Source organism: Haloarcula marina (assembly GCF_024218775.1).
In the GTDB taxonomy this organism is placed as follows: domain Archaea; phylum Halobacteriota; class Halobacteria; order Halobacteriales; family Haloarculaceae; genus Haloarcula; species Haloarcula marina.
On the sequence record NZ_CP100405.1, the window covers coordinates 343392 to 363878 of the forward strand.

Consider the following 20487-nt stretch of genomic DNA (forward strand, 5'->3'; position numbering starts at 1 on the left):
ACCGCAGAAGCCCGATGCGGTATCCATCCCTACAAGTGCCCGCGCGCCTGTAATCGACTATGGTCGATCTGATCTCTCTCGGCGGACTGCTCCTCGCGTTCTTCCTAGTCATCATGAACGGGGTCTTCGTAGCTGCGGAGTTCGCGTTCGTCAAAGTCCGTCCAACGCAGGTGAACGCGCTCGTCGAACGCGGCAAACCGGGGGCAACGCTGGTCCAGGAGGTCATCCAGAATCTAGATGACTATCTGGCTGTCAGTCAACTCGGCATCACGCTCTCCTCGCTCGGTCTGGGCTGGATCGGTGAACCGGCTGTCGCAGCGCTCATCGACCCCGTTCTCGGCGAGTTTCTGCCTTCGGGAGTGGTCCACCTCGTCGCGTTCGCCCTGGGATTCGGGTTCATCACGTTCCTCCACGTGGTGTTCGGCGAACTCGCGCCGAAGACGTTCGCCATCCAGGAGGCCACGCGTGTCGCGCTCCTCCTGGCCCCGCCCATGAAGTTCTTCTACTACCTGTTCGTGCCCGGCATCATCGTCTTCAACGGCACGGCCAACTACTTCACCCGCCTCGCCGGCGTGTCCCCGGCGTCCGAGAGCGAGGAAACCCACACCGAATCAGAGATACGGATGATCCTCACCCGCTCGGAGGAGACGGGACACATCGACCTCGACGAAGTCGAGATGATCGAGAGCGTCTTCGAACTCGGCGATACGGTCGCCCGCGAGGTCATGGTTCCGCGTCCCGACGTGGAGACCGTGACTGCCTCGATGCCGCTCTCGGAACTCCGGTCTGTCGCCGCGACAGGGACCTACACGCGCTACCTCGTGCTCGACGAGGACGGGGATCAACCGATCGGATTCGTCCACGCCAAGGACCTCCTGCGAGCGAGCGAAGCCGAGACGGAGCAGGACAGCACGGTCACAGCGCGTGAGCTGGCGCGAGCGGTCCTCACGGTCCCGGAAACGCGTCGGATCGACGCGATACTCGCCGACTTTCAGACGCGTGGGGAAGGCCAGATGGCCGTCGTCGTCGACGAGTGGGGCGTCTTCGAAGGCATCGTCACCATCGAGGACATCCTCGAAGAGATTGTGGGCGATATCCAAGACGAATTCGACACGGGTACTCAGGAGCCGTCGATCGAGCAAAGAAGCGACGGAACGTACGTCGTCGACGGAGGGGCCCCCATCCAGGACGTGAACGACCGGCTCGACTCTCAATTCGAGAGCGACGACGTGGAGACGATCGGTGGATTGGTCTTCAGTCGCCTCGGCAGAGTTCCTGAAGTGGGCGACCAAATCGAAGAGGACGGGTACGTCCTTCAGGTCGAGGCGGTCGATGACACGCGAATCGAACGGCTCGTGATTCAGGAGGCAGAGGCGATACAGGAAACGGACGACGAGTAGCGTCCGAGCCCAGTTCGGGGCAGTAACGAAACGGTCCCAGGGCGATTCGAGAGCCGTGAACGAACCGTCACGGCGAGCGTTGATTGACATCCTCCTCCGCCTGAAGGCGGAGGAATCCCGAGCGTTGGGATATTAAGGTTTGCAGTCTCCCTGCTCTCTCGTGTTAAACGACCCGCTCTCGCGGTCGAACAGGAAGACTCCGGGCTGTGCCAACCAGCCGTTACTCATATCCCCGGTTGGGGGACTCTGAGTTATCTTTCGTCGGATATTCACCGCACCATTCACGTCCGCGTTTATCGTCGTCTCGCACGACGCACAGACGTACAGACCACGCTCCACGCGATTACTGTCTCGAATCTGCCCGCAACACGAACACGTCTTCGAGGTGTTCTCCTCGTCCACACGGTCAACGAGAATGCCGTGTTCTTCGGCCTTGTATTCGAGCAGACGAGTGAAGCGGTCGAACTCCCATCCGTGGAGTTTCTTGTTCCCCGACGCACCCCAGTTCCGCGAGTCACCGTTCTCGTCTTCGCGGATGTCACTGAGGTCTCCAACAGCAATCTTCTTCACGCCTTCTTCGACACACCGCTCAACGATGTGTTTTGAGAGAGTGTGGAGGAAGTGGTCTTTGCGTCGAGAGAGTTTCTGCCGAGCCTTCCGCGCACGCTTCGATGGCCCGTTCTCGCCTTCAGTCTGGTACTCCTCGCGGGTGAAGTAGTGCTTATCCTCTTTCAGCACGTTCCCCGGATACAACTCAGAAGCCCCGTCCTCGAAGTCGATTGCAAGGTAGTTGCTGATACCGAGGTCGATGCCCGCCATGCTGTCACCGGGCGCGTCTTCGACTGGAATCTCTTTCTTGCAGACGAGGTGTAGTTCCCACTCGTCGCCGTTCCAGACGGCACGCACTTGCTGGATGTTCTCGACTGCTACGTCGGGACGGGTTTCGTACTACGCGAGGATGAAGTCAGACCGACTCTCTTTCAGGTTGAAGCCTTTCGAGAGTCGAAGCTGGCCGTGCTTTGAGTCGTGCTTGATGGCTCGTTTCTTCCACGTCACGGTTGAGCGTGGATGGTCGTCGCCACGTTTCCGGTAGCCCGGTGGATTGTTGCTGTCATCGGAGTTGTACCAGCCGGTGAACGCTTCAGCAAGTTCTTCGAGAACTCGCTGACTTGACTGAGAATGTAGGTCACTGTAGCGTTCGTGGCCTTTCAACTCCGATTTCAGTTCGGCTTCGTCGGGTATCTCACCGTCGTCGTCCCACCGTTCTTGGATGTAGTAGCGACCGACGTTCCACAGTTTTGATGCGGAGAATCCGCACTGGTCGAGGCCGTCACGAACCTGCCCGTGGTTCGTGATGCGTGCGACGTAAGTGCGGGTCGTCTCCAGCATCGTACTGTGTTCATAACCAGTTATGGAACAGAGACTATTAAAGGCGGTATTTGGCGTGGAATATCCGGCTATGCCGGTATCGGTGGAATGTGTCACTGAGTGACGGCGCGTATCCACGGCCTGAAGGCCGTGGTATTGCGCCTGTTCAGCGTATAATGGTGATGAGCTGGGACTTCGGAAGCCACTCGTCAGAGAGATAGGGAGCGTCGTCGCGCATCTCGAATCTCTGGTGTTCTTCCTGTAGTTTGTCGTTTAACCGCTTTCGACGGTCGCTATCGACTGCAGTGGTCTCTATTCCGTGTTCGAGCGAGTGTATCTTGTGTGCGACCTGCATGAGTCGGCGGCCCGGCGCGGAGTCCTTGAAGAGAATTGCATCTTCGGTTTCCCGTGAGATGTATCCGACAAACGTGGTGGCCGGATTTTCCCGCACATCGCCCGTTTTCTCGTCGACGAGCCACTCCGGAAGCTGGATGAACACGTCATCTTCGTTCAGGAGACCCAACAATTGCCACAGTCGATGCGTATCTTGCTCGTTGATGAGACCCCGCTCTCGTGCCGCCTCTAGGGACACACCGCGGGCATCAAGCGTCTCTGAGTGCCACCTGCGAGCGAAAGAATCGTAGTCAGCGTACGTTCTACTAGCGTCTACCACTATCATGTAGAGAGAAGAGCGAGACAAAGAAGGGTTCTGCCTCGCGGACAACAGTTACACCGCCGCCGAGCAGAGCCATCCGACAGGATTGCAACTGGATCCACAAACGGGAGACGCGTGGAGATACCAGACCTTTTCCCGCGTAGCTGCTTCTAGACAACATGTCGATATTTTCACTCTTGTTGTCACTTCAGACAGGGGCGACGCCGGTGACGGCGGAGATGCTCGTTGTCTTTGCGCTCATTCTCCTCGCGCTCGTTCTCTTTGCGACCGAACGGTTTCCGATCGATGTCACCGCTATCCTGATCATGGTTCTGTTGATGGTGCTGGAGCCGTGGACGCAGATATCTCCGCGGGAGGGAATCTCGGGATTTGCGAACCCGGCAACGATCACTGTCCTGGCGATGCTCATCCTGAGTACCGGGATCAATCGAACCGGTATCGTCCAGTTGCTCGGTCGAAAGATGGCCGCGTTCGCGGGGGCTAACCAACACAAGCAACTCGCAGCGACGATTGGCATCACCGGCCCCGTCTCGGGACTCATCAACAACACGCCGGTCGTCGCAATTCTGGTTCCGGTAATTAACGACCTCGCACACAACGGGAAGACCTCACCGTCGAAATTGCTGATGCCGTTGTCGTTCGCCTCGATGCTCGGCGGCACGTTGACACTCATCGGGACGTCAACGAACATCCTCGCCAGCGATATCGCGGCCCAACTCGGAGCGGAATCTCCCGAGCTAGGTCTGCACGCGTTCGGGATGTTCGAGTTCACCAAACTCGGTCTCGTCGTGTTCGCGGTCGGCTCGCTCTATCTGATGACAGTCGGCGTTCGCCTGCTTCCCGAACGGATTCCGGCCGACGAGGACCTCGTCGAGGAGTACGCCCTCCAAGAGTACCTCGCGGATGTCGTCGTGCCAGCGAACTCGTCGCTCGTCGGGCAGACAGTTGAGGAAGCACTGGGAGACAACGAACTGGACATCGACGTGTTACAGCTGCTCCGATACGGTGAGCGCTTTTCAGAACCGCTCGCACGCAAGGAAATTCACGAGAACGACACGCTTCGGCTCAGGACGAACCGGGAGACGCTCGAACGGATCATGGATGCGGAAGGACTCACTTTGGCAGGTGGCCCACGGACTGAAACGGACCTACATCCGGAGGACGAAGAACCCGTGCTCGTCGAAGTCGTCGTCCCGTCCGGGTCATTCCTCGTCGGCGAGACCCTCGCGAGTTCGTCGTTCCGACAGCGTTACGACGCGAACGTCCTCGCCTTCAGAACCCGCGGCGACATCGTCCGAGACCGGTTCGAAGACATCCGCATCCGGGTCGGTGACACGCTCCTCGTGCAGGCACCGCCCGACAGTCTCACCCGCCTCGTCGAGAACGAGGACTTCATCGTCGCCCACGAGTTCGACGAGGTGACCTATCGGAGCGACAAGATTCCGTTCGCGATCGGAATCATCGCTGGCGTCGTCGCACTCCCGGCACTGAACATCCTGCCCATCGTCGTCTCTGCATTAGCAGGGGTCGTGGCGATGGTATTCACCGGCGTCCTGAAACCGACCGAGCTCTACTCGTCCGTCGAGTGGAACGTGATCTTCCTGCTCGCTGGCGTCATCCCCCTCGGGATTGCGCTCCAACAGACGGGGGCGGCAGCGCTGGTGGGGGATGCCGTCGCCTCGACTGGGGCGTTCTTGCCGGCGATCGGTGTCCTCTGGGTGTTCTACGTCGCGACTGGCCTGTTGACGAGCGTCATCAGTAACAACGCGAGTGTCGTGTTGATGATTCCAGTCGCGGCTAGCGCGGCCCAGTCGATCGGGGCGAACGCGTTCGCCTTCGTTCTGGCAGTCACCTTCGCCGCCTCGACGGCATTCATGACGCCGGTCGGCTACCAGACGAATCTCTTCGTCTACGGGCCTGGTGGCTACACGTTCTCGGATTTCATCCGCGTTGGTGCGCCGCTACAGTTGCTCCTGTCGGTCGTTACTGTCCTGGGCATTGCGTTCTTCTGGGGGGTGTGAAATGCACAGACTCTGGTTCCAGAGCGTTCTCTTCCCGTGTGATTACTCGTCTGTTATGAAGTGCGGGTCGTTCATCTGCACCGTATAGACGCGTTCTCTCGGGACGTAGGTGAACTCATCGTTGCCGTGATGAATCTGCCAGTGATCCTCTCGGTAGTTCAGTTGCTCGTCGTCGACATTCTCCGAGACAGTATCATCAACTCCTCGGTAGACAATTGTTGCCATCCCACAATGTAGATCGGCCAGGTGTATAACGTGGAGGGTCACCTTCGCTGGAAACGGTAGTGAACGGGAGCGTTCTACACGACGACTGAGCGGGGTCGCTCCCATCATCCCCTGCCCAAGAGCGCGTGTCACGAGTCTTCTAGCACAGATCTGTCGTGGCGATCAAACGGTTGGGTGTGTACTTACCGCAGACTCATCGTCATCATTCCTAACGCACCGGTCCACCGTACGAACCTTGATTGACCTGGCCGTCCTGCTAGAACTATGGCAGAATTTCCAGACGAGCGCCAGCTCGTACTCCGTGCGCGGTCCCAGTTGGACCAGTGGACGAGAAATGCCCGAATGGAGGCGTACACTGAACTGTTCGAAGGTGACGACCCCATCCTCTCGTCCGAAGAGATACAACTGCTCGACACGCTCGACTCTGAAATGGAGCGAGAGGGCGGCGATGGTGTCTGGGGTACCGATCAGTACGGAATCCACACGGCCGGGACATCGAGTTCGGATACCTCACTCGGCGTCGTTTGTGTGTACCACCCACAGATAACCAAGGACTCCGTCCTTCGTGGTACCGACGATCTCGATGACGAGGCCGAAGAGCGACTCAACGCAGCACTTTGGCGATATAGTGAACGGGTTGCGACGCTCATCGAAGAAGCACTCGACGAGTTCATCCGTCAGACCTAGGGGTAAGCCCCGGTCAGATCCACTTTCGGATGATCGCCCGCACTGGCTTTGACAAGTAAGGAAGCGTCCCAGCCAGCAACGGTTGCTCGTTCGTTTGTAGATACCGATTCAATTACCCACCGAGCCACCAGCCATAGAGCTGGCCCTTCTCGTCAGTGTCGGGATGCTTCTTCGACCGGCCGTAGGTCTTGCCCTTGAGAAGCTGTCGTTCGACGGCGTTCGCAGCCAGACGGAGAGCGTGGGAAGCACCGTACCCCTCCCCGTCGGCCGTGAAGTAACCGCGGTCGGTGACCAGTCGAATCCGTGCCAGCACCAGCGGCACCCCGCGCGATTGTTCCTTGTGCTCGCGCAGTTCGATACTGGCCTTGATTACGCTCATCTCGCCGTACTTCGAGGTGACACTCTCGATCAGCGCGGAGACATCGTCGTAGTCCATCCCCTCCAGCAGCTCGAGGCCGAAGACCTGCACGGCGTTCCGGTCGTCGCGCTCCCAGGTGAGCGCCTCGATGACGTCCGTCTTCGTGATGATACCGACTGGCTCGCCGGTCCCGTCGGCCGTGACGATGAGCGAGGATATCTCCCGCTCGAACATCGTCTCGACGACCTCGTCGAGCGGAGCGCTCCGCTCGACGGTGAAGACTGCGTCGGACATCAGGTTCCGTACCGGCAGATCGAGCATTCGGTCGGAATCGCCCTCACGTGACCCGAACCCGCCACGGTTTTGTCCGCCACCGCCGCGGCCACCGGCGCCACCCGACGACCCGCCCTGGCTCTTGCTGCCGCCCCGCGTCGTGAAATCGATGACGTCGTACAGGCTCAGCATGCCCGCGAGGTCGTCCCCGTCGACGACCGGGAGATGGGCGATACCGGCTTCTCGAAGCAGATTGAGCGCTTTCCCGATCGTGGTGTCAGGGGTCGCACTGACCAATTCCGCCGTGTACGCGTCGTCGACGGTCGCTGCGTCGAGAAACGGACGGACAGCCTCGAGCACGGCATCGCCAGTCACCACACCGACGACACGGTCGTCGGCGTCGAGTACGGGGAGCGTTTTGGCGTCGCTCCCGATCATGAGTCGCGCGACCTCGCGGACATCCTCGGTGCGGTCGACCGTCGGGACGTGCTGGACCTGTGAGCCGACCTTCGCAGATGGCTGGTTGGACGAGGACGCCAGCTGTCGGCGACTCACGATGCCGCGATACTCGTCGCCGTCCGTTACGATGACGGCATCGAGTTCCTGATTCTCGAACGCCCCGGCGACTTTCGAGAGAGGGGTTCCGATGTCGAACTCGGTGAACTTCGTTGAGAGTATCTCGGAGATATCCATGGGTAACTCTCTAGTGTGATGGGTGCAGGACGGTTATGCCTGTCCCAGCCCTGATATTTGAGGGAGGGGGCTTGTATTAGTGTATGATTGACATATCTAACTGCGTCGGCCGTCTGCATTGAAACAGACAGTGCCAACTACTCTCAGATACGGGGAATTGAGACTATAGAGAATTTAGCTGGCCTCCGATGCGCGAATTTGACCGATACAGTCAGCAGAAACTGCCCTATATCGTTCTCTAGGTCGCCATTCATGCTCCACTGACACTCAAATGAGCGATTTTTCGAGACATCCAACAGTGTAGCCACTCGGACGGTGCGCTAACTTGAACAGATCACCTCACTACCCGATTCCAGTCTCCTTCTTCAGTAGTGTCAGCGTGCCACCCACTGTAACCCGCGGTGAATGTTCGTACCCTCCGGTCAACTGGGCCAGTACTACCAGATCGAACGTCCGCCAGATCGAGTACAGCACACACGCGAACACGAAATAGAACAGTCACATGCGGTAATCCTTCGAGGACGTTTTCGCAAGGAAACCGTGTTCGATAGACGTAAACTCGTTTTCGCTCTGCCAGCGGTGGTTGTACCGCCGCCTACTCCAGAATGTCGAACACCTCGACTGCTTTGTACTCTTTCCCACGTTCTTTACCGGTCACTTCCTCGATGAGGCCATCCGATTCGAGGTCGTCGACGACCTTGTAGGCAGTCCGGCGTGAGACATCGAGATACTCCACGAGGTCTGGGGCGGTAAAATACGGCTGTTGGAGTAACTGCCGAGCGAACGTGTCCGTATTCGTGCTGCCTGGGTACTCCTTCTCGTAGCGCTCTTGGAGATCACGGAGTCGGTGAGTCCGGTCGTACGATGTCTCAGCTTGACTTCGGAGCCCTTCGAGGAAGAACGTGAGCCACTCGTCCCACGAACCATCCTCACTCACCGCACGCATCCGCTCGACGTACTCGACCTTGTGACGATTGAAGTACGCGCTCGGGTAGATGTAAGGACTTTCGAGGTACCCTTCGCTCGCCAAATACAGAATAATGAGTAATCGACCGAGACGACCGTTCCCATCCGAGAAGGGGTGAACTGTCTCAAAGAAATAGTGAATGATGGCGGCGTTGACGAGGGGATGGTATTGTCCCCCCATCTGAACCGAAATCTGTCGATATCGTATATTGGTAGAGCTAGCACCTCTATCTCGATTACGCTATTCAGAATTTCCTTGGCCATCGGCATGGAATCGAGGGCTATTGCAGCATCCAACCGAGATATATCGCCGTCGGTTTTGACAACGGCTTCATCGACTGCGGCCCACTGAGCAGTACGTTCATCTCGATTCATCTCGAACCATCTACACATGCCTGTCAACGTTCTCGTCGCCTTCGACGGCTCCCCCCTTTCCGAGCGTGCGCTCGCCTACGCTATCGAGACCTTTCCGGACGCATCCATCACTTCTATTTACGTCATTAATCCTATCGACTCGGTTATCGACGTGGAGGCTGGCGGCTTACCAGTCGCCGCGAGCTGGGACGAGAAGGCGAAAGAAGAAGCGACCAGAATTCACACGAAGGGCACAGACCTGGCGGCGGAACGGAATACTGAACTCGATACCGTCACCGAAGTCGGGAAACCGGCACGAGCGATACTCGAATATGCTGACGACCACGACATCGACCAGATTGTCATGGGCAGCCACGGCCGCTCAGGAATCGACCGGACGCTCCTCGGGAGCGTCGCCGAGACAGTCACCCGTCGAGCAGAGATTCCGGTGACGGTCGTCAGTTGAGGTGGTGCAACCGGGAAACAGGAGCGTCCCAGCGTGTCGAGGACCTACCTTTATACGGTCAGGTGAGGACACAGTGACAAACCGACAATGAGAAATCAACACACACTATATAGAGAGACTGCGTGACCGTTACTGAATCACCCCCGCTATCGACGTATACTGTCCAGATCGAACGGCGAGGCGGTCGTGGGGATGCGGCGGCGCGAACACTCGAACGACACCTCCGAGAGACACCCGGCGTCCACGACGTCGACATCTCGTTCAGAACGGGGAGCGCGCGGATAACCTACGACGAGAGCGTCACCTCAGCGGAACAACTTAGAGAAGCGGTCCGCGACCGAGACATCTCGATCACAGGCGAACCCGACACGGCACCCGACGAGATGACCACCCGCTCGGAACTCAGGCGGGAGGCAGTATTCGTCGGTCTGACGCTACTCGGCATGATGGTCGGCTTAGCGACGGGATGGGTAGACGGCCCACCACTCCTCATGTGGGCCAGTTACGGCGTCGCATACCTCTTCGGCGGGTGGTACGGGCTCAAGGGAGCGATCCAAACGCTCCGCCATCGTGCGGTCGATATCGACCTGTTGATGATCGTCGCCGCGCTCGGCGCGCTCTCGATTGGGGCCCCGTTCGAGGGCGCGATGCTCCTCTTCCTGTTCTCGCTGTCGAACACGCTCCAACACTACGCTATCGGCCGTTCTCGCCGCGCGATCAAGTCACTCGTCGAGATGCGACCAGACGAAGCGCAGGTCCTCCGTGACGGCGAGGAAGTCACCGTCCCAATCGACGAAGTCGCCGTCGGTGACGTGTTCATCGTCCGTCCCGGGGACAAAATCCCACTCGACGGCGTCATCAGGTCCGGCGAGGGGACGGTCGATCAGGCCTCTCTCACCGGCGAATCCGTCCCCGTGCCGAAGGAGCCCGGCGACGAGGTGTTCGGTGGGACTATCAACGAGAGCGGGAGCCTCGAAATCGAAGTTACCCGGCAGGCCCACGAATCGGCCATCAGCCGCCTCATCCACATGGTCGAACGCGCCCAGAGCGAGAAGGCGCCGACACAGCGACTCATCGACCGTCTCGAACAACCGTACGTGCTGGGCGTGTTCGCACTCACAATCGCAGCTATCGCAATTCCGCTCGCACTCGGCAGCGAATTCACAGCGACGTTCTATCGTGCGATGACGCTCATGGTCGCCGCCTCGCCGTGTGCGGTCATCATCTCGACGCCCGCGGCAGTCCTCTCAGCGATCGCCTCCGGGGGTAGGCAAGGCGTGCTGTTCAAAGGCGGCGAACACGTCGAGACCGCGGCACGCATCGACGCGGTCGCGTTCGACAAGACCGGAACCCTCACACAGGGCGACACGCAGTTGACTGACGTATTCGTCCGTGACGGGACGGCAGACCAGACGTTGTCCGAAGACGGATTGCTCGCTATCGCGGCCGCAGTGCAGGCCCGTTCGGAACACCACCTCGCTCGTGCGACCGTGCGGGCGGCAAAAGAACAGTCACTCGACGTGGCTGACGCGGCGCGGTTTCAGTCAGTCGCCGGGAAAGGGGTCAAGGCAGACGTCGACGGCCAGACCACCCATATCGGGAATCGCAGCTACTTCGAGACCGTTCTCGGAGACACGGCAATCGATGGCCTCGAACTGGGCCTCGACCGCCTCCGAACGTTAGAGGCGGAGGGGAAAACGAGCGTCCTCGTCGCCAGCGAGAGTCAGGGTGAAGCCAGCGTCTTGGGGTGGCTCGCCTTCACCGACACCGTTCGCCCTGACGCCGCCGAGATGATCGACAAACTCCGCTCGCTGGGGGTAGCGCACATCGTCATGCTGACGGGCGACAACGAGCGCGTCGCACAGCGTATCGCCGACGAGGTCGGTATCGACGAAATCCAGGCGGAACTGCTGCCGGAGGAGAAAGTGGCGACCATCGAAGACCTGGTCGAACGACACGGGAACGTGGCGATGGTCGGCGACGGCGTCAACGACGCGCCAGCGCTCGCCACTGCGACCCTCGGCGTCGCGATGGGCGGCGCGGGAACCGACGTCGCGCTCGACACTGCCGACGTGGTACTGATGGGGGACGACCTCAGCAAGATTCCATACGTGCTCGCCCTCGGTCGCAAGACCCGCAGAACGCTCAGTATCAATCTCGCAATCGCTTTCGGCGCGATTGGACTCATGGTCGGTACGATTCTCCTCCGAGGTATCCCGCTCCCACTCGCAGTGGTCGGTCACGAGGGCTCGACGGTCATCGTCTCGCTGAACGGCCTTCGGTTGCTCGGCTTCCGTGGGTGAGCACTCGACAGGGGCAAAGGCGAATTCCCGGGCGTCGTCCCAAAACAGTAGGTTTCCCAACGACTGAACGATGTTGCGCGGGCCTCACGGGTCGTGTCCACGACTTCGGTTGATACACGACCATCAGACGAACTACCCATGGCTGGCCGTGATAGGCCAACAGACTCTATCGGACGGTCATTTGGGGGACACTGCAAGACCTGCATCGGTCGAGTATCGAATCAGGTGGGCTAGGCTTCCAGTTCGGACCAGACGTGCCGGAACTTCCCACTTCGTTCCGCTCGTTGCGGAGGCTCGGATGCCGCTTCGATGGTTATAGGACCAATCCCCTGATTCCGAAGGAACGACTGAAGGTCCTGGTCGATATGCTTCCAGACTTCCTCCTCGGTCGCGGTAGGGGTGACGTCGAAGCGGACCCGAAGTGTGGAGGGAGCCGTGCGGATAATTTGGGTTCGACGGACACCCGGGACTTCTTCAACAACGCTCGAGAGTGCGAGTGGGAAAATCGGCACCGCCTCTCCGTCCGTCGTCTCGAATTGGAGAACGTCCCCGTGCCGTCCGCCGACCTCCATGATGGGGAACGCGCTCCCGCATGGACACCGCTCTTCGTACAGCGTGATGCTGTCTCCGAGGTCGTACCGAACGAGCGGTTGCACTCGATTCGAGAGGCTGGTGATGAGGACGGTGTCCGACGGCGTTCCAGGTTCGACCGGGTGGTAGTCCTCGTCGACCGGTTCGACCACGACCCAGTCGATGTTGGCGTGGAGATTCCCGTGGTCGCACTCGACGGCAATCGGGACGAACTCCGTCGCCCCGTAGAGTTCTCGGACCAAACAATCGAAAGTATCCCGGAGCAGTCGCTTTTGGGTCTCCGAGATGGGTTCTGCCGTGGGGAGAACGAGTGCGGGACCGATGTCGAGTCGACCATCCCGCTGGGCTCGCGCTAACTCGACGAGGACAGTCGAGTAGCCTTCGAGGATGGCGGGCTGATACTGGTTCAGATCAGAGATCAGGTCGTCGATAGGAATCTTTGGCGAAAAGAGTCGAAGGCGACGTTCCCCATAGACGGATTCTCGACGCATCAATTCGAGACCGGCCGCCCCGGCGAAGTGACCGCCCGAGACAGCGACGAGTCCGATGCGGAGATTCTGTGTGAAGAGTCGCGACAGTGACGAAATCCCGGCCATTTCTGGCACGATCCACCGATCACCCAGCACGTCTGAAACGGTCCATGCGGTCTCATCCTGGACGAACAGACCGGGTTCACCGGTCGTCCCAGACGTGGTCCAAACCGGATATTTGTCGAGGAAACGCTCGCCGATTTTTGACTCGTCGGCGACGAACGCCTCTATCTCGGCTTTCGTAATCGCCGTATCCGTGACGACGTCGTCGAAGTGTTCCATCAGCATCGGCTTCGTCACGGGCGGGAACTGTGTGAGGTCGGTACTCCCCTCCGGGACATCGGCGTAGTGTCGCTTGTAGAACCGTGACTGTCGCCGGGCAAACGAGAGCATCTGAGCGAGACGTCGTCGCTGTCGACTCTCTATCTCAGCACGGGTTGCTCCGCTGGCCCGCCATACGTCAAGCGTGATCTTGCCTTTCTCGACCGGATTCATGGGACTGGCGGTGAAGTGCGTGGGTGTTGTTTGGAGTTCCCCTCTCTCGTGTTCCCTGTCAAGTTCGTGCCGAACTGACTTTGTTTTTGGCCTGCCGACCCACCTGTTACTCACCGTTCTCCGTTCTTCAGCCGACGAGCGTCACCCCAATCAGGCTCCCGACACCGTAGGTGAGGACGGCAGCAGCGATTCCAATGCCGACCTGACGCAGTCCAGAGAAGAGTACGGAACGCCCCGTGAGAAGCGTGATACCGGCTCCGATGACGAACAACGCGACGGCACTCAGCACGAGACTCACGCCGACGGCGACCAGTCCGCTCAACGCGAAGTACGGGAGGACGGGGACGATGGCCCCGAGTGCAAAGAGCACGAACGATGTCGCGGCCGCTTCCCACGCGGAGCCACCCAGTTCCTCCGGGTTGATACCTAATTCCTCACGAGCGAGCGTGTCCAGTGCCATCTCCTCGTCGGCGATCAACTGCTCGGCGACTTCTCTTGCGCGTTCTTTCGAGAGCCCTTTCGCCTCGTAGATGAGGGCCAACTCTTCTGCCTCCTCCTCGGGAACCTCGGCGAGTTCTGCGGCCTCGATGCCGATCTGGCGTTGGTACAGTTCCCGAGAGCTCTGGACGGAGAGCCACTCGCCCATCGCCATCGAACCCGACCCGGCGAGGAGCCCGGCGAGACCCGTAATCAGAATCGCCGTCGAATCCAGTGCCGCACCGGCGACGCCCATCACGAGACTGAGATTGGAGACGAGCCCATCGTTTGCACCGAGAACTGCGGCCCGGAGTGCGTTGCCGCTGGTCGCCCGGTGACGGCCTTCGAGTTGGGCGAGAACCTCCCCCCGTGCCCCCTGCCCTGGTATTTCCGCGAGCACCGTCAGGAGACGCTCGTGCGACCGTTCGTCGGCGGCCATCCCGGTTCCTGTGACCTCCGGTTGGGTCGCGTAGTCACTTCCACCGATGGCCTCCCCGGCTTGCATCGAGGAGAGTACGAGCCCCGGCCCGAATCGACGAGCGAGCCACGCGAGCACGCTCGCTCTCCGAGATGGAGTGGGTTCCCCCGGGTCAGGACCTGCCGCTCGAATTTTCTCGGTCCAGAAGTCTGCATGGGTCCGCTCCGTGTCGGCCAGCCGCCGGTACAAGTCGGCGATTTGGGGTTGCGATTCGGCGTCAGCCATCGCCGCGTACACCGTCGCACTGTCGATTTCGTCCTGGCGATTGCGACGGTAGCGGTCGATATCCTCTGGCGTAGTCATATCTAGAGACTGACGAAGGCGGTGACCTTAGTCGTCGCTCACATTTTCAGCTACTGGAGGATTGCCACGGAGTCGTTCCCAGAGTCGTAGGACCTCCGAGACCACGACTTGCCGCTCAATGAGCGAGAACCCAGCGACGACGACCAGAAAGCCAACGCCCGTCCAGGGCGACACCGCCGACTCCAACACTAACCAGCCGCTAAGTGCGGCGAACACGGGCACGAAATACGCCACCAGATTCGTCCGGACCGGTCCGATCCGCTCGATCAAACCGAAGTATATCGCGTAGGCGACGGCCGTCGACGGGATCCCGAGCGAAGCGATGCTCAACAAGGTTACCGTATCGAGCGCGAACAGATTCGGCTGGACTTCACCCACGACGAGGCTCCCGAGATGCAGAATCACCGCCCCGAAGGCCATCGACCACGCGGTCACGACCACGCTCTCCAGCGTCGGTTCAATCCTTCGAAGCAACACGCTGCCGAGTGCGACTGCCCCAGCGGCACCCAGGACGAGTAGTTGACCAACCGAACTCGGATCAGCTAGCGTCGCCGGTGACGGCTGGACGATTATCACGACGCCACAGAGCGCAACCCCGATACCAGCGACACCCAGAACCGACAGTCGATTGCCGAGGAGCCACCAAGCGAACACGGGTGCGAGAATCGGATTCAATCCATACATCACCGAGGCTGCTGCAGGTGTCGTCGACACCTGACCGAGAAACAGGAGTCCGTTGTTCAGCGCAACCAGCAATATCGCCCCGGTGGAGATGGCTAGAAGGTCGCGACGATTGGTCGGCAGCCACGACCCCCGACCCCGGGTGAGTACAACGTATCCCAGCAATACGACGGCAGCGACATCGAATCGAAGGCCAGCGAACAGGACTGGAGGTAGTTCACGAAGCCCCGTTTTGATTGCGGCGAACGAACCGCCAAATAGCGCGGCGAGGAGCACGAAGAGGCCAGCATCGCGATAGCGTGGTGAAAGGGTGAATCCCGAGAGAGGTACAATTGCCACGGTCAATGTATTCACTGGACGGATAAGTAGACAATTGAGAGAGTAGCGCATACTCACGGACTCGAAACAATTGACCAGTCAGTGACACGACCGCCGACATGTCGACGGGGAAGCCGTTGTGGATTCGGGACCGTTCTTGGCCCACCTGGGGGTTGGAGGCGGGCAGGGATGCAAAGCGCCTCGTAAACGCATGAAATCCTCGCCTCGAGGAGCGAACGGCGTCAGTCGTGAACGAGTAGGGTAGTCACAAGCGTCTGCGGGCCATACATTCGCACAATCGTCACGGCTCTGCATCCCGTCGACGTCAATTGAATACACTTACCGATTGGCCCACGCGAGTAAGCAACCGAGCGGTGCAATAAAGAAGCGCAGAGAGAGCGCACGCACGGCGGTCGTCCGTCGTTTCAGGGACCGTTACCGAATCGGTACGAGATGCCTGTTCTGAGTACGCTCGTCTTTCAGTTGCATTGCTCACATATTACTATTATAATCGCCGGGGAGTGGTGAGCTATGAGTTCGCTAGTCGTACTCGCATTCGAGGACATGGACGGTGCCGAGCAGATGCGTGAACGGATGTACCAGTTCCAGAAGCGCGAACTGATTACGCTCGAAGACGCCGCCGTCGTCGTACGAGGAGAGAACGGTCGAGCGAAGGTCAAGCAGGCACAGAGCCTGGTCGGTACCGGCGCGCTCGGTGGGGCATTCTGGGGACTGCTCATCGGTCTCCTGTTTTGGGCGCCGTGGCTCGGATTGCTCGCAGGGGCCGCGAGCGGCGCACTCGCGGGTAAACTCGGTGACATCGGTATCGACGACGACTTCATCAAAGAAGTGAGCGAGACCATCGAACCCGGAACGTCGGCCCTGTTCCTCCTAGTTCGGGAGGCACAGTTAGACCGCATCGTCGAGGACTCGAGTGACATCGAGTTCGACATCATCGAGACGAACCTCTCCCCGGAGGACGAGACGCGTCTCCGGGAAGCCTTCGCCGCCGAAGAGGTCGCCGGATAGGTCACTCCAGACCGGTTTCCGGGACAACGCAACGCCCGGGTCGGACGATCGTGAGACGCTCAGCAGACTGTATCGCCAAATGACCAATACTACCAACAGATATGCGCTTAGTTCAAATACTGATTCCGAAGGGAAACCGTTCGTCCGTCATCGGTGCCCTCGACGAGAACGGCATCGACTACGCGGTGTTCGATGAGGTCGGACGCGGTGAGTTCGAGGCGATGGTCCAGTTCCCCATCCCGCCGAGTGGCGTCGAACCTGTGATGGAAGAACTGGTCGAGGCTGGCGTGCGAGAGGACGCTTACACTATCGTCTTGCCGACGGAGACCGTCGTCTCACAGCGTCTCTCGGCTCTCGTCGAGCGGTTTCCCGGCCTCCGCATCTCGCGGGACGAACTGTACGCGCGCGCACAAGACTTGGCCCCGGCGAACTCCACGTTCTTCGCCTTCCTCATCCTGAGCACGGTCATCGCGACGACCGGGTTGCTACTCGACTCCTCGGCGACTATCATCGGCGCGATGGTCGTCGCGCCGCTTATGGGGCCCGCGATATCGGCGTCCGTCGGAGCGATACTCGACGACCCGGGGATGGCTTCACGGGGCATCACCCTGCAGGTGACGGGACTGTTCGCCGCCATCGTCACGGCGGCGCTCATGGGGTGGCTCCTCCAGCAGACGATTCTCATCCCGCCGGGACTGGATATACAGACGATTCCGCAGATCGCAGAGCGGACCAGTCCGAACTTCCTGTCGCTCTTTCTCGCGCTCGGGTCGGGCATCGCGGGGTCGCTCAGCATCATGCGGGGGTCGGGGTCGACGCTCGTCGGCGTGGCTATCGCAGTGGCGCTCGTTCCCCCCGCGGCCACCTCCGGTCTCGGCATCGCGTTCGGTCTGACTGGCGTCGCGATTGCCGGGGCAGTCCTCGTCATCGTGAACCTGCTCGCTATCAACGTCTCAGCGCTGATTCTGTTCTATGCGGCCGGGTTCAGACCGCTGGAGGCCGAGAAATTCGAGGGCGTTCGCGAGTCGGTCGTCTCGCGAATCGTCGTCATCGGCATCGCCATCGCGGTGCTCTCGATAGCTCTCGGCACAGTCACGTGGGCGACGTTTCAGACGCAGTCGTTCGAACAGCGGACGCAGGACGCGCTCGAACAGCGGTTCGAGGAGGCGAACATCGAGGACGTCGAACTCGTCTCGGTCACTGTCGACTACCGACCGGCCGACCTCCTCCTCGGGAACCAACCGCAAGTCGATGTGCTCGTGGCCGTCCCGCGGAACGCTGACGTGCCGCCGGACCTCGCACAGCGCTGGGACGACGAGTTGACCGCGGCAATGGGTCGAGACGTGGTCGTCCGTGTCGGCTTCATCGAGGCGCAGTTGTCCGACGGTCGCTCTCCGGCGAGCGAGATGGCGGTTCGCACAGCCACGCGCGAGGTTCGACCGCAGGTGTCGCGACCGATACACAGCGGCGGAGCGGACGGACGGCGAACGGCACGGCCGACGGGAGCGTGACGAACGTGGCACAGCAACTTCCAACGGAGTGGTTTCTCAGCGACGAGCGACTGAACGCCGCGGTGGCGTGGGCCATCACGGTGATGTTGCTCCTCGCGGCGGTGAACGCACTCTTCGCCCTTCGTCTGGTCGACGCGGTCCTCGCCGGAGCGGCCGCGTCGGTGGCGATAGTCCCTGCACTCCGCTCCGGGAGATGGACGCGAACCGTACCGTGGCCGTTGCTCCTGCTTTCGACCGCACCGCTGGTCGTCGGGGCGTTAGAGCCGACGCTGTTCGGGCTTGTCGTTTCTGGTACCGGCATCGCGGGACTGGGGATGCTCCTCGTCGTCGTCTTGCAGATGACGACGAGCGTCAGGATGACGCCCCTGTTCGCCATCGCGTTCGTCGTCCTCGTGACGCTCGCGTTTGCCGGATTTTGGGCTGTCGGGTCCGCGTTCTCGGCAGCCACCCTCGGAACCGACTTCGTCCAGACGAACACCGCCCTGATGTACGTCTTTTCGGCAGCGTTACTCGGGTCACTGGTCGGCGGCGTCATCTTCCGATGGTACTTCCGCCGACAACTCCGCCGCTCGGGTGTGTCGGCCGCTCGGGAGGAGGTGCAGCGGACGTGATACTCGAACAGACCGAGTTCTCGGGTCGATGGCAAGCGGCGCTCGTCAGCGTGCTCCAAGTCCTGATGGTCGCTATCTTCGCGGTCGGACTGTGGCTCGGCAACGGGGGCGTCGCTGTCAACGCAGGCGTCGGGTTCCTCGTCACGTTACTCCCGGCGTTCCTGGAGCGTAACTACCGGTTCACGATGAGTACGGGACTCGTGCTGTGGATTACAGGTGCAATGTTCCTGCACGCGCTGGGGACGCTCCCGCTCCCGGGGCTAGACCTCCAGACGTTGTACGGGTCGACGTGGTGGTGGGACCACATGACCCACGCGCTCTCCTCGTCGCTGGTGGCTGGCGTCGCCTACGCTGTCGTCCGAGCGCTCGACCAGCACACCGACGCCATCAACTTCCCACCGCGATTCCTCTTCGGCTATCTGCTCGTTTTCGTCATGGCATTCGGCGTGCTCTGGGAACTCCTCGAGTTCTACATCAGCCTCGTCGCCCAGTTACTTGGAAACGCGTCGATTCTGACGCAATACGGACTCGACGACACCCTCCTCGACCTCTCGTACAACACGCTCGGCGGACTGCTGGTCGCCCTGTTCGGAGCCGTCCATCTAACCGGCGTCTCCGACGAACTCGCCACTCGATTCGACCGCCGTCAGCGTGAACGAGACGATTAGCCGCGCTCCGTGAGTCTGTACCCAAGACACGACGTGTACGACAGACTGCGGACGGTTGCCTCAGCCCGCGAATATTCGCTCCGAAGTTGGCCGCGGAAAGGGCGGACAAACGGGAACCGCCGTTCGGTTCCAACGGTTGGATGTTGCCTCCTCGTGGCAGTAATAGCTGAGATTACTGGTCTCCGGACCCGGAGCAGGCGCGGTCCACGGCGCGCTAGCGACGATACTCGGTGCCGCCGTCGTATTCGGGACGCTCGTCCTCATCAGTGTCCTGTTCGCTGGGCTCATTCCGGCCATCGGTGGCCTCGGCGTCGCCATCTTCGCCCTGTTCGTAATGTCGACACCCGGCGCAATCGCGGGCGTTGTCGGTGGCTGGATGAAGGAACGTCGCGCACCGCGGCGGGACACGGGAGCGACCTCCCCCTGACCGCCGCGTCGACAGAGCCGACGGAATCGGAGACAGACGACACCGGTACTGTGCGGCGTTCGAAAATCCACCGAGCGAATCGATTTTACACTAGTCACCCGAATGTCAAGTCATGCGAACGAATTGGAAAGCGGTGATACTCGGCGTCCTCGTCATCGTCGTCGTCGGGTCACTCGGCGGCATCGCGATACCGGTAGTGGGGACTATCGGCGGCGGCGTCATCGGCGGGTTCGTCGCTGGCTACGTCGCGGGCGGTGGTCTCTGGAACGGCACGTGGAACGGGTTGGTCGCCGGTGCGTTCGGCGGCATCGTCGGCGCGATAGTGCTCGCGTTCATCGGCGCGTTGGTCGGGGCCATCGCCAGCCCCCTGGGAAGCCTGCTCGCCGGGGCAAGCGTGCTCGTCCTCGGCGTCGTCACCGCGCTACTGTTCGCCCTCCCGAGCGGTATCGCTGGCGCACTCGGCGGATGGCTGAAAGAGACATAGCGGGGGAAGACCCACCTCAGCACGTCGAAATCCCGCTGGTGCATTGAACTACATAGTCCAGATAATCCAGATAGTTCAGGCAGGTAGCTAAACC

Annotated in this window: 17 protein-coding genes and 1 pseudogene; 10 read left to right on the forward strand and 8 right to left on the reverse strand. The window is 60.5% G+C overall.

The features are described from left to right. The first annotated feature begins 59 nt into the window (after positions 1-59). Positions 60-1400, forward strand: a complete 1341-nt coding sequence (locus NJQ44_RS19200; protein ID WP_254274510.1) for a hemolysin family protein — start codon at positions 60-62, stop codon at positions 1398-1400. A gap of 132 nt (positions 1401-1532) precedes the next feature. Here NJQ44_RS19200 and NJQ44_RS19205 read toward each other — a convergent pair. After that, positions 1533-2789: pseudogene (locus NJQ44_RS19205) on the reverse strand (RNA-guided endonuclease InsQ/TnpB family protein). A gap of 145 nt (positions 2790-2934) precedes the next feature. Further along, a complete protein-coding gene (locus tag NJQ44_RS19210) occupies positions 2935-3447 on the reverse strand; it encodes a myeloid leukemia factor (protein ID WP_254274511.1) in 513 nt (170 codons plus the stop codon). A 215-nt stretch (positions 3448-3662) separates the two neighbouring features. On the opposite strand from NJQ44_RS19210, the gene NJQ44_RS19215 reads away from it, so the two are divergent. Next, positions 3663-5465, forward strand: coding sequence for an SLC13 family permease (locus NJQ44_RS19215; RefSeq protein ID WP_254274675.1), 1803 nt, complete (start codon positions 3663-3665; stop codon positions 5463-5465). A 42-nt stretch (positions 5466-5507) separates the two neighbouring features. Here NJQ44_RS19215 and NJQ44_RS19220 read toward each other — a convergent pair whose 3' ends face one another. After that, positions 5508-5690 (reverse strand): hypothetical protein, encoded by a 183-nt coding sequence (locus NJQ44_RS19220; RefSeq protein ID WP_254274512.1) that lies wholly within the window; start codon positions 5688-5690, stop codon positions 5508-5510. Positions 5691-5954: 264 nt separating this feature from the next. Between NJQ44_RS19220 and NJQ44_RS19225 the strand changes: the two genes are divergently transcribed. Further along, positions 5955-6377 (forward strand): DUF7539 family protein, encoded by a 423-nt coding sequence (locus NJQ44_RS19225; protein ID WP_254274513.1) that lies wholly within the window; start codon positions 5955-5957, stop codon positions 6375-6377. A gap of 112 nt (positions 6378-6489) precedes the next feature. On the opposite strand, the gene NJQ44_RS19230 is transcribed toward NJQ44_RS19225, so the two are convergent. Both NJQ44_RS19230 and NJQ44_RS19240 read right to left on the reverse strand, forming a co-directional pair. Beyond that, positions 6490-7701 carry a CBS domain-containing protein gene (locus tag NJQ44_RS19230; RefSeq protein WP_254274514.1) on the reverse strand — a complete coding sequence of 404 codons (1212 nt, stop codon included), beginning with the start codon at positions 7699-7701 and terminating at the stop codon, positions 6490-6492. 595 nt (positions 7702-8296) lie between these two features. Beyond that, on the reverse strand, positions 8297-8875 hold the full coding sequence (locus tag NJQ44_RS19240) for a Fic family protein (protein WP_348533100.1): 579 nt from the start codon (positions 8873-8875) through the stop codon (positions 8297-8299). Positions 8876-9058: 183 nt separating this feature from the next. On the opposite strand from NJQ44_RS19240, the gene NJQ44_RS19245 reads away from it, so the two are divergent. Then, positions 9059-9487: a universal stress protein gene (locus NJQ44_RS19245; protein ID WP_254274516.1), complete on the forward strand. Its 429-nt coding sequence runs from the start codon at positions 9059-9061 to the stop codon at positions 9485-9487. Between the two features lie 122 nt (positions 9488-9609). Next, positions 9610-11790, forward strand: a complete 2181-nt coding sequence (locus NJQ44_RS19250) for a heavy metal translocating P-type ATPase (protein ID WP_254274517.1) — start codon at positions 9610-9612, stop codon at positions 11788-11790. A gap of 230 nt (positions 11791-12020) precedes the next feature. Here the strand turns inward: NJQ44_RS19250 and NJQ44_RS19255 are convergent, their stop codons facing one another. The 3 genes from NJQ44_RS19255 to NJQ44_RS19265 form a co-directional block, all read right to left on the reverse strand. Next, positions 12021-13304 (reverse strand): phenylacetate--CoA ligase family protein, encoded by a 1284-nt coding sequence (locus tag NJQ44_RS19255; protein WP_254274518.1) that lies wholly within the window; start codon positions 13302-13304, stop codon positions 12021-12023. Positions 13305-13533: 229 nt separating this feature from the next. Then, entirely contained in the window at positions 13534-14664 is a 1131-nt protein-coding gene (locus NJQ44_RS19260; RefSeq protein WP_254274519.1) for a VIT1/CCC1 transporter family protein, read from the reverse strand. 27 nt (positions 14665-14691) lie between these two features. Continuing rightward, positions 14692-15735 (reverse strand): DMT family transporter, encoded by a 1044-nt coding sequence (locus tag NJQ44_RS19265; RefSeq protein ID WP_254274520.1) that lies wholly within the window; start codon positions 15733-15735, stop codon positions 14692-14694. A 492-nt stretch (positions 15736-16227) separates the two neighbouring features. Between NJQ44_RS19265 and NJQ44_RS19270 the strand changes: the two genes are divergently transcribed. The 5 genes from NJQ44_RS19270 to NJQ44_RS19290 all read left to right on the forward strand — a co-directional run bounded on the left by NJQ44_RS19270 (position 16228) and on the right by NJQ44_RS19290 (position 20393). Continuing rightward, positions 16228-16692 (forward strand): DUF1269 domain-containing protein, encoded by a 465-nt coding sequence (locus NJQ44_RS19270; RefSeq protein ID WP_254274676.1) that lies wholly within the window; start codon positions 16228-16230, stop codon positions 16690-16692. A gap of 101 nt (positions 16693-16793) precedes the next feature. After that, complete coding sequence (locus tag NJQ44_RS19275) at positions 16794-18203, forward strand: TIGR00341 family protein (RefSeq protein ID WP_254274521.1); 1410 nt, start codon at positions 16794-16796, stop codon at positions 18201-18203. A 5-nt stretch (positions 18204-18208) separates the two neighbouring features. Further along, positions 18209-18814, forward strand: a complete 606-nt coding sequence (locus tag NJQ44_RS19280) for a hypothetical protein (RefSeq protein WP_254274522.1) — start codon at positions 18209-18211, stop codon at positions 18812-18814. Continuing rightward, entirely contained in the window at positions 18811-19482 is a 672-nt protein-coding gene (locus NJQ44_RS19285; RefSeq protein WP_254274523.1) for a DUF2238 domain-containing protein, read from the forward strand. Before NJQ44_RS19280 ends, NJQ44_RS19285 begins: the two co-directional genes overlap by 4 nt. Before the next feature lie 539 nt (positions 19483-20021). Continuing rightward, the gene (locus tag NJQ44_RS19290) at positions 20022-20393 is read left to right on the forward strand and encodes a DUF5518 domain-containing protein (protein WP_254274524.1); all 372 of its coding nucleotides are present in this window, start codon (positions 20022-20024) and stop codon (positions 20391-20393) included. The last annotated feature ends 94 nt before the right edge of the window (positions 20394-20487 follow it).

Excerpts from the sequence above, each read along its gene's own strand:
- NJQ44_RS19200 (WP_254274510.1), top strand. The coding sequence starts at position 60 with ATGGTCGATCTGATCTCTCTCGGCGGACTGCTCCTCGCGTTCTTCCTA.
- NJQ44_RS19210 (WP_254274511.1), bottom strand. The coding sequence starts at position 3,447 with ATGATAGTGGTAGACGCTAGTAGAACGTACGCTGACTACGATTCTTTC.
- NJQ44_RS19215 (WP_254274675.1), top strand. The coding sequence starts at position 3,663 with ATGCTCGTTGTCTTTGCGCTCATTCTCCTCGCGCTCGTTCTCTTTGCG.
- NJQ44_RS19220 (WP_254274512.1), bottom strand. The coding sequence starts at position 5,690 with ATGGCAACAATTGTCTACCGAGGAGTTGATGATACTGTCTCGGAGAAT.
- NJQ44_RS19225 (WP_254274513.1), top strand. The coding sequence starts at position 5,955 with ATGGCAGAATTTCCAGACGAGCGCCAGCTCGTACTCCGTGCGCGGTCC.
- NJQ44_RS19230 (WP_254274514.1), bottom strand. The coding sequence starts at position 7,701 with ATGGATATCTCCGAGATACTCTCAACGAAGTTCACCGAGTTCGACATC.
- NJQ44_RS19245 (WP_254274516.1), top strand. The coding sequence starts at position 9,059 with ATGCCTGTCAACGTTCTCGTCGCCTTCGACGGCTCCCCCCTTTCCGAG.
- NJQ44_RS19255 (WP_254274518.1), bottom strand. The coding sequence starts at position 13,304 with ATGCTCTCGTTTGCCCGGCGACAGTCACGGTTCTACAAGCGACACTAC.
- NJQ44_RS19260 (WP_254274519.1), bottom strand. The coding sequence starts at position 14,664 with ATGACTACGCCAGAGGATATCGACCGCTACCGTCGCAATCGCCAGGAC.
- NJQ44_RS19265 (WP_254274520.1), bottom strand. The coding sequence starts at position 15,735 with ATGCGCTACTCTCTCAATTGTCTACTTATCCGTCCAGTGAATACATTG.
- NJQ44_RS19270 (WP_254274676.1), top strand. The coding sequence starts at position 16,228 with ATGGACGGTGCCGAGCAGATGCGTGAACGGATGTACCAGTTCCAGAAG.
- NJQ44_RS19275 (WP_254274521.1), top strand. The coding sequence starts at position 16,794 with ATGCGCTTAGTTCAAATACTGATTCCGAAGGGAAACCGTTCGTCCGTC.
- NJQ44_RS19290 (WP_254274524.1), top strand. The coding sequence starts at position 20,022 with ATGCGAACGAATTGGAAAGCGGTGATACTCGGCGTCCTCGTCATCGTC.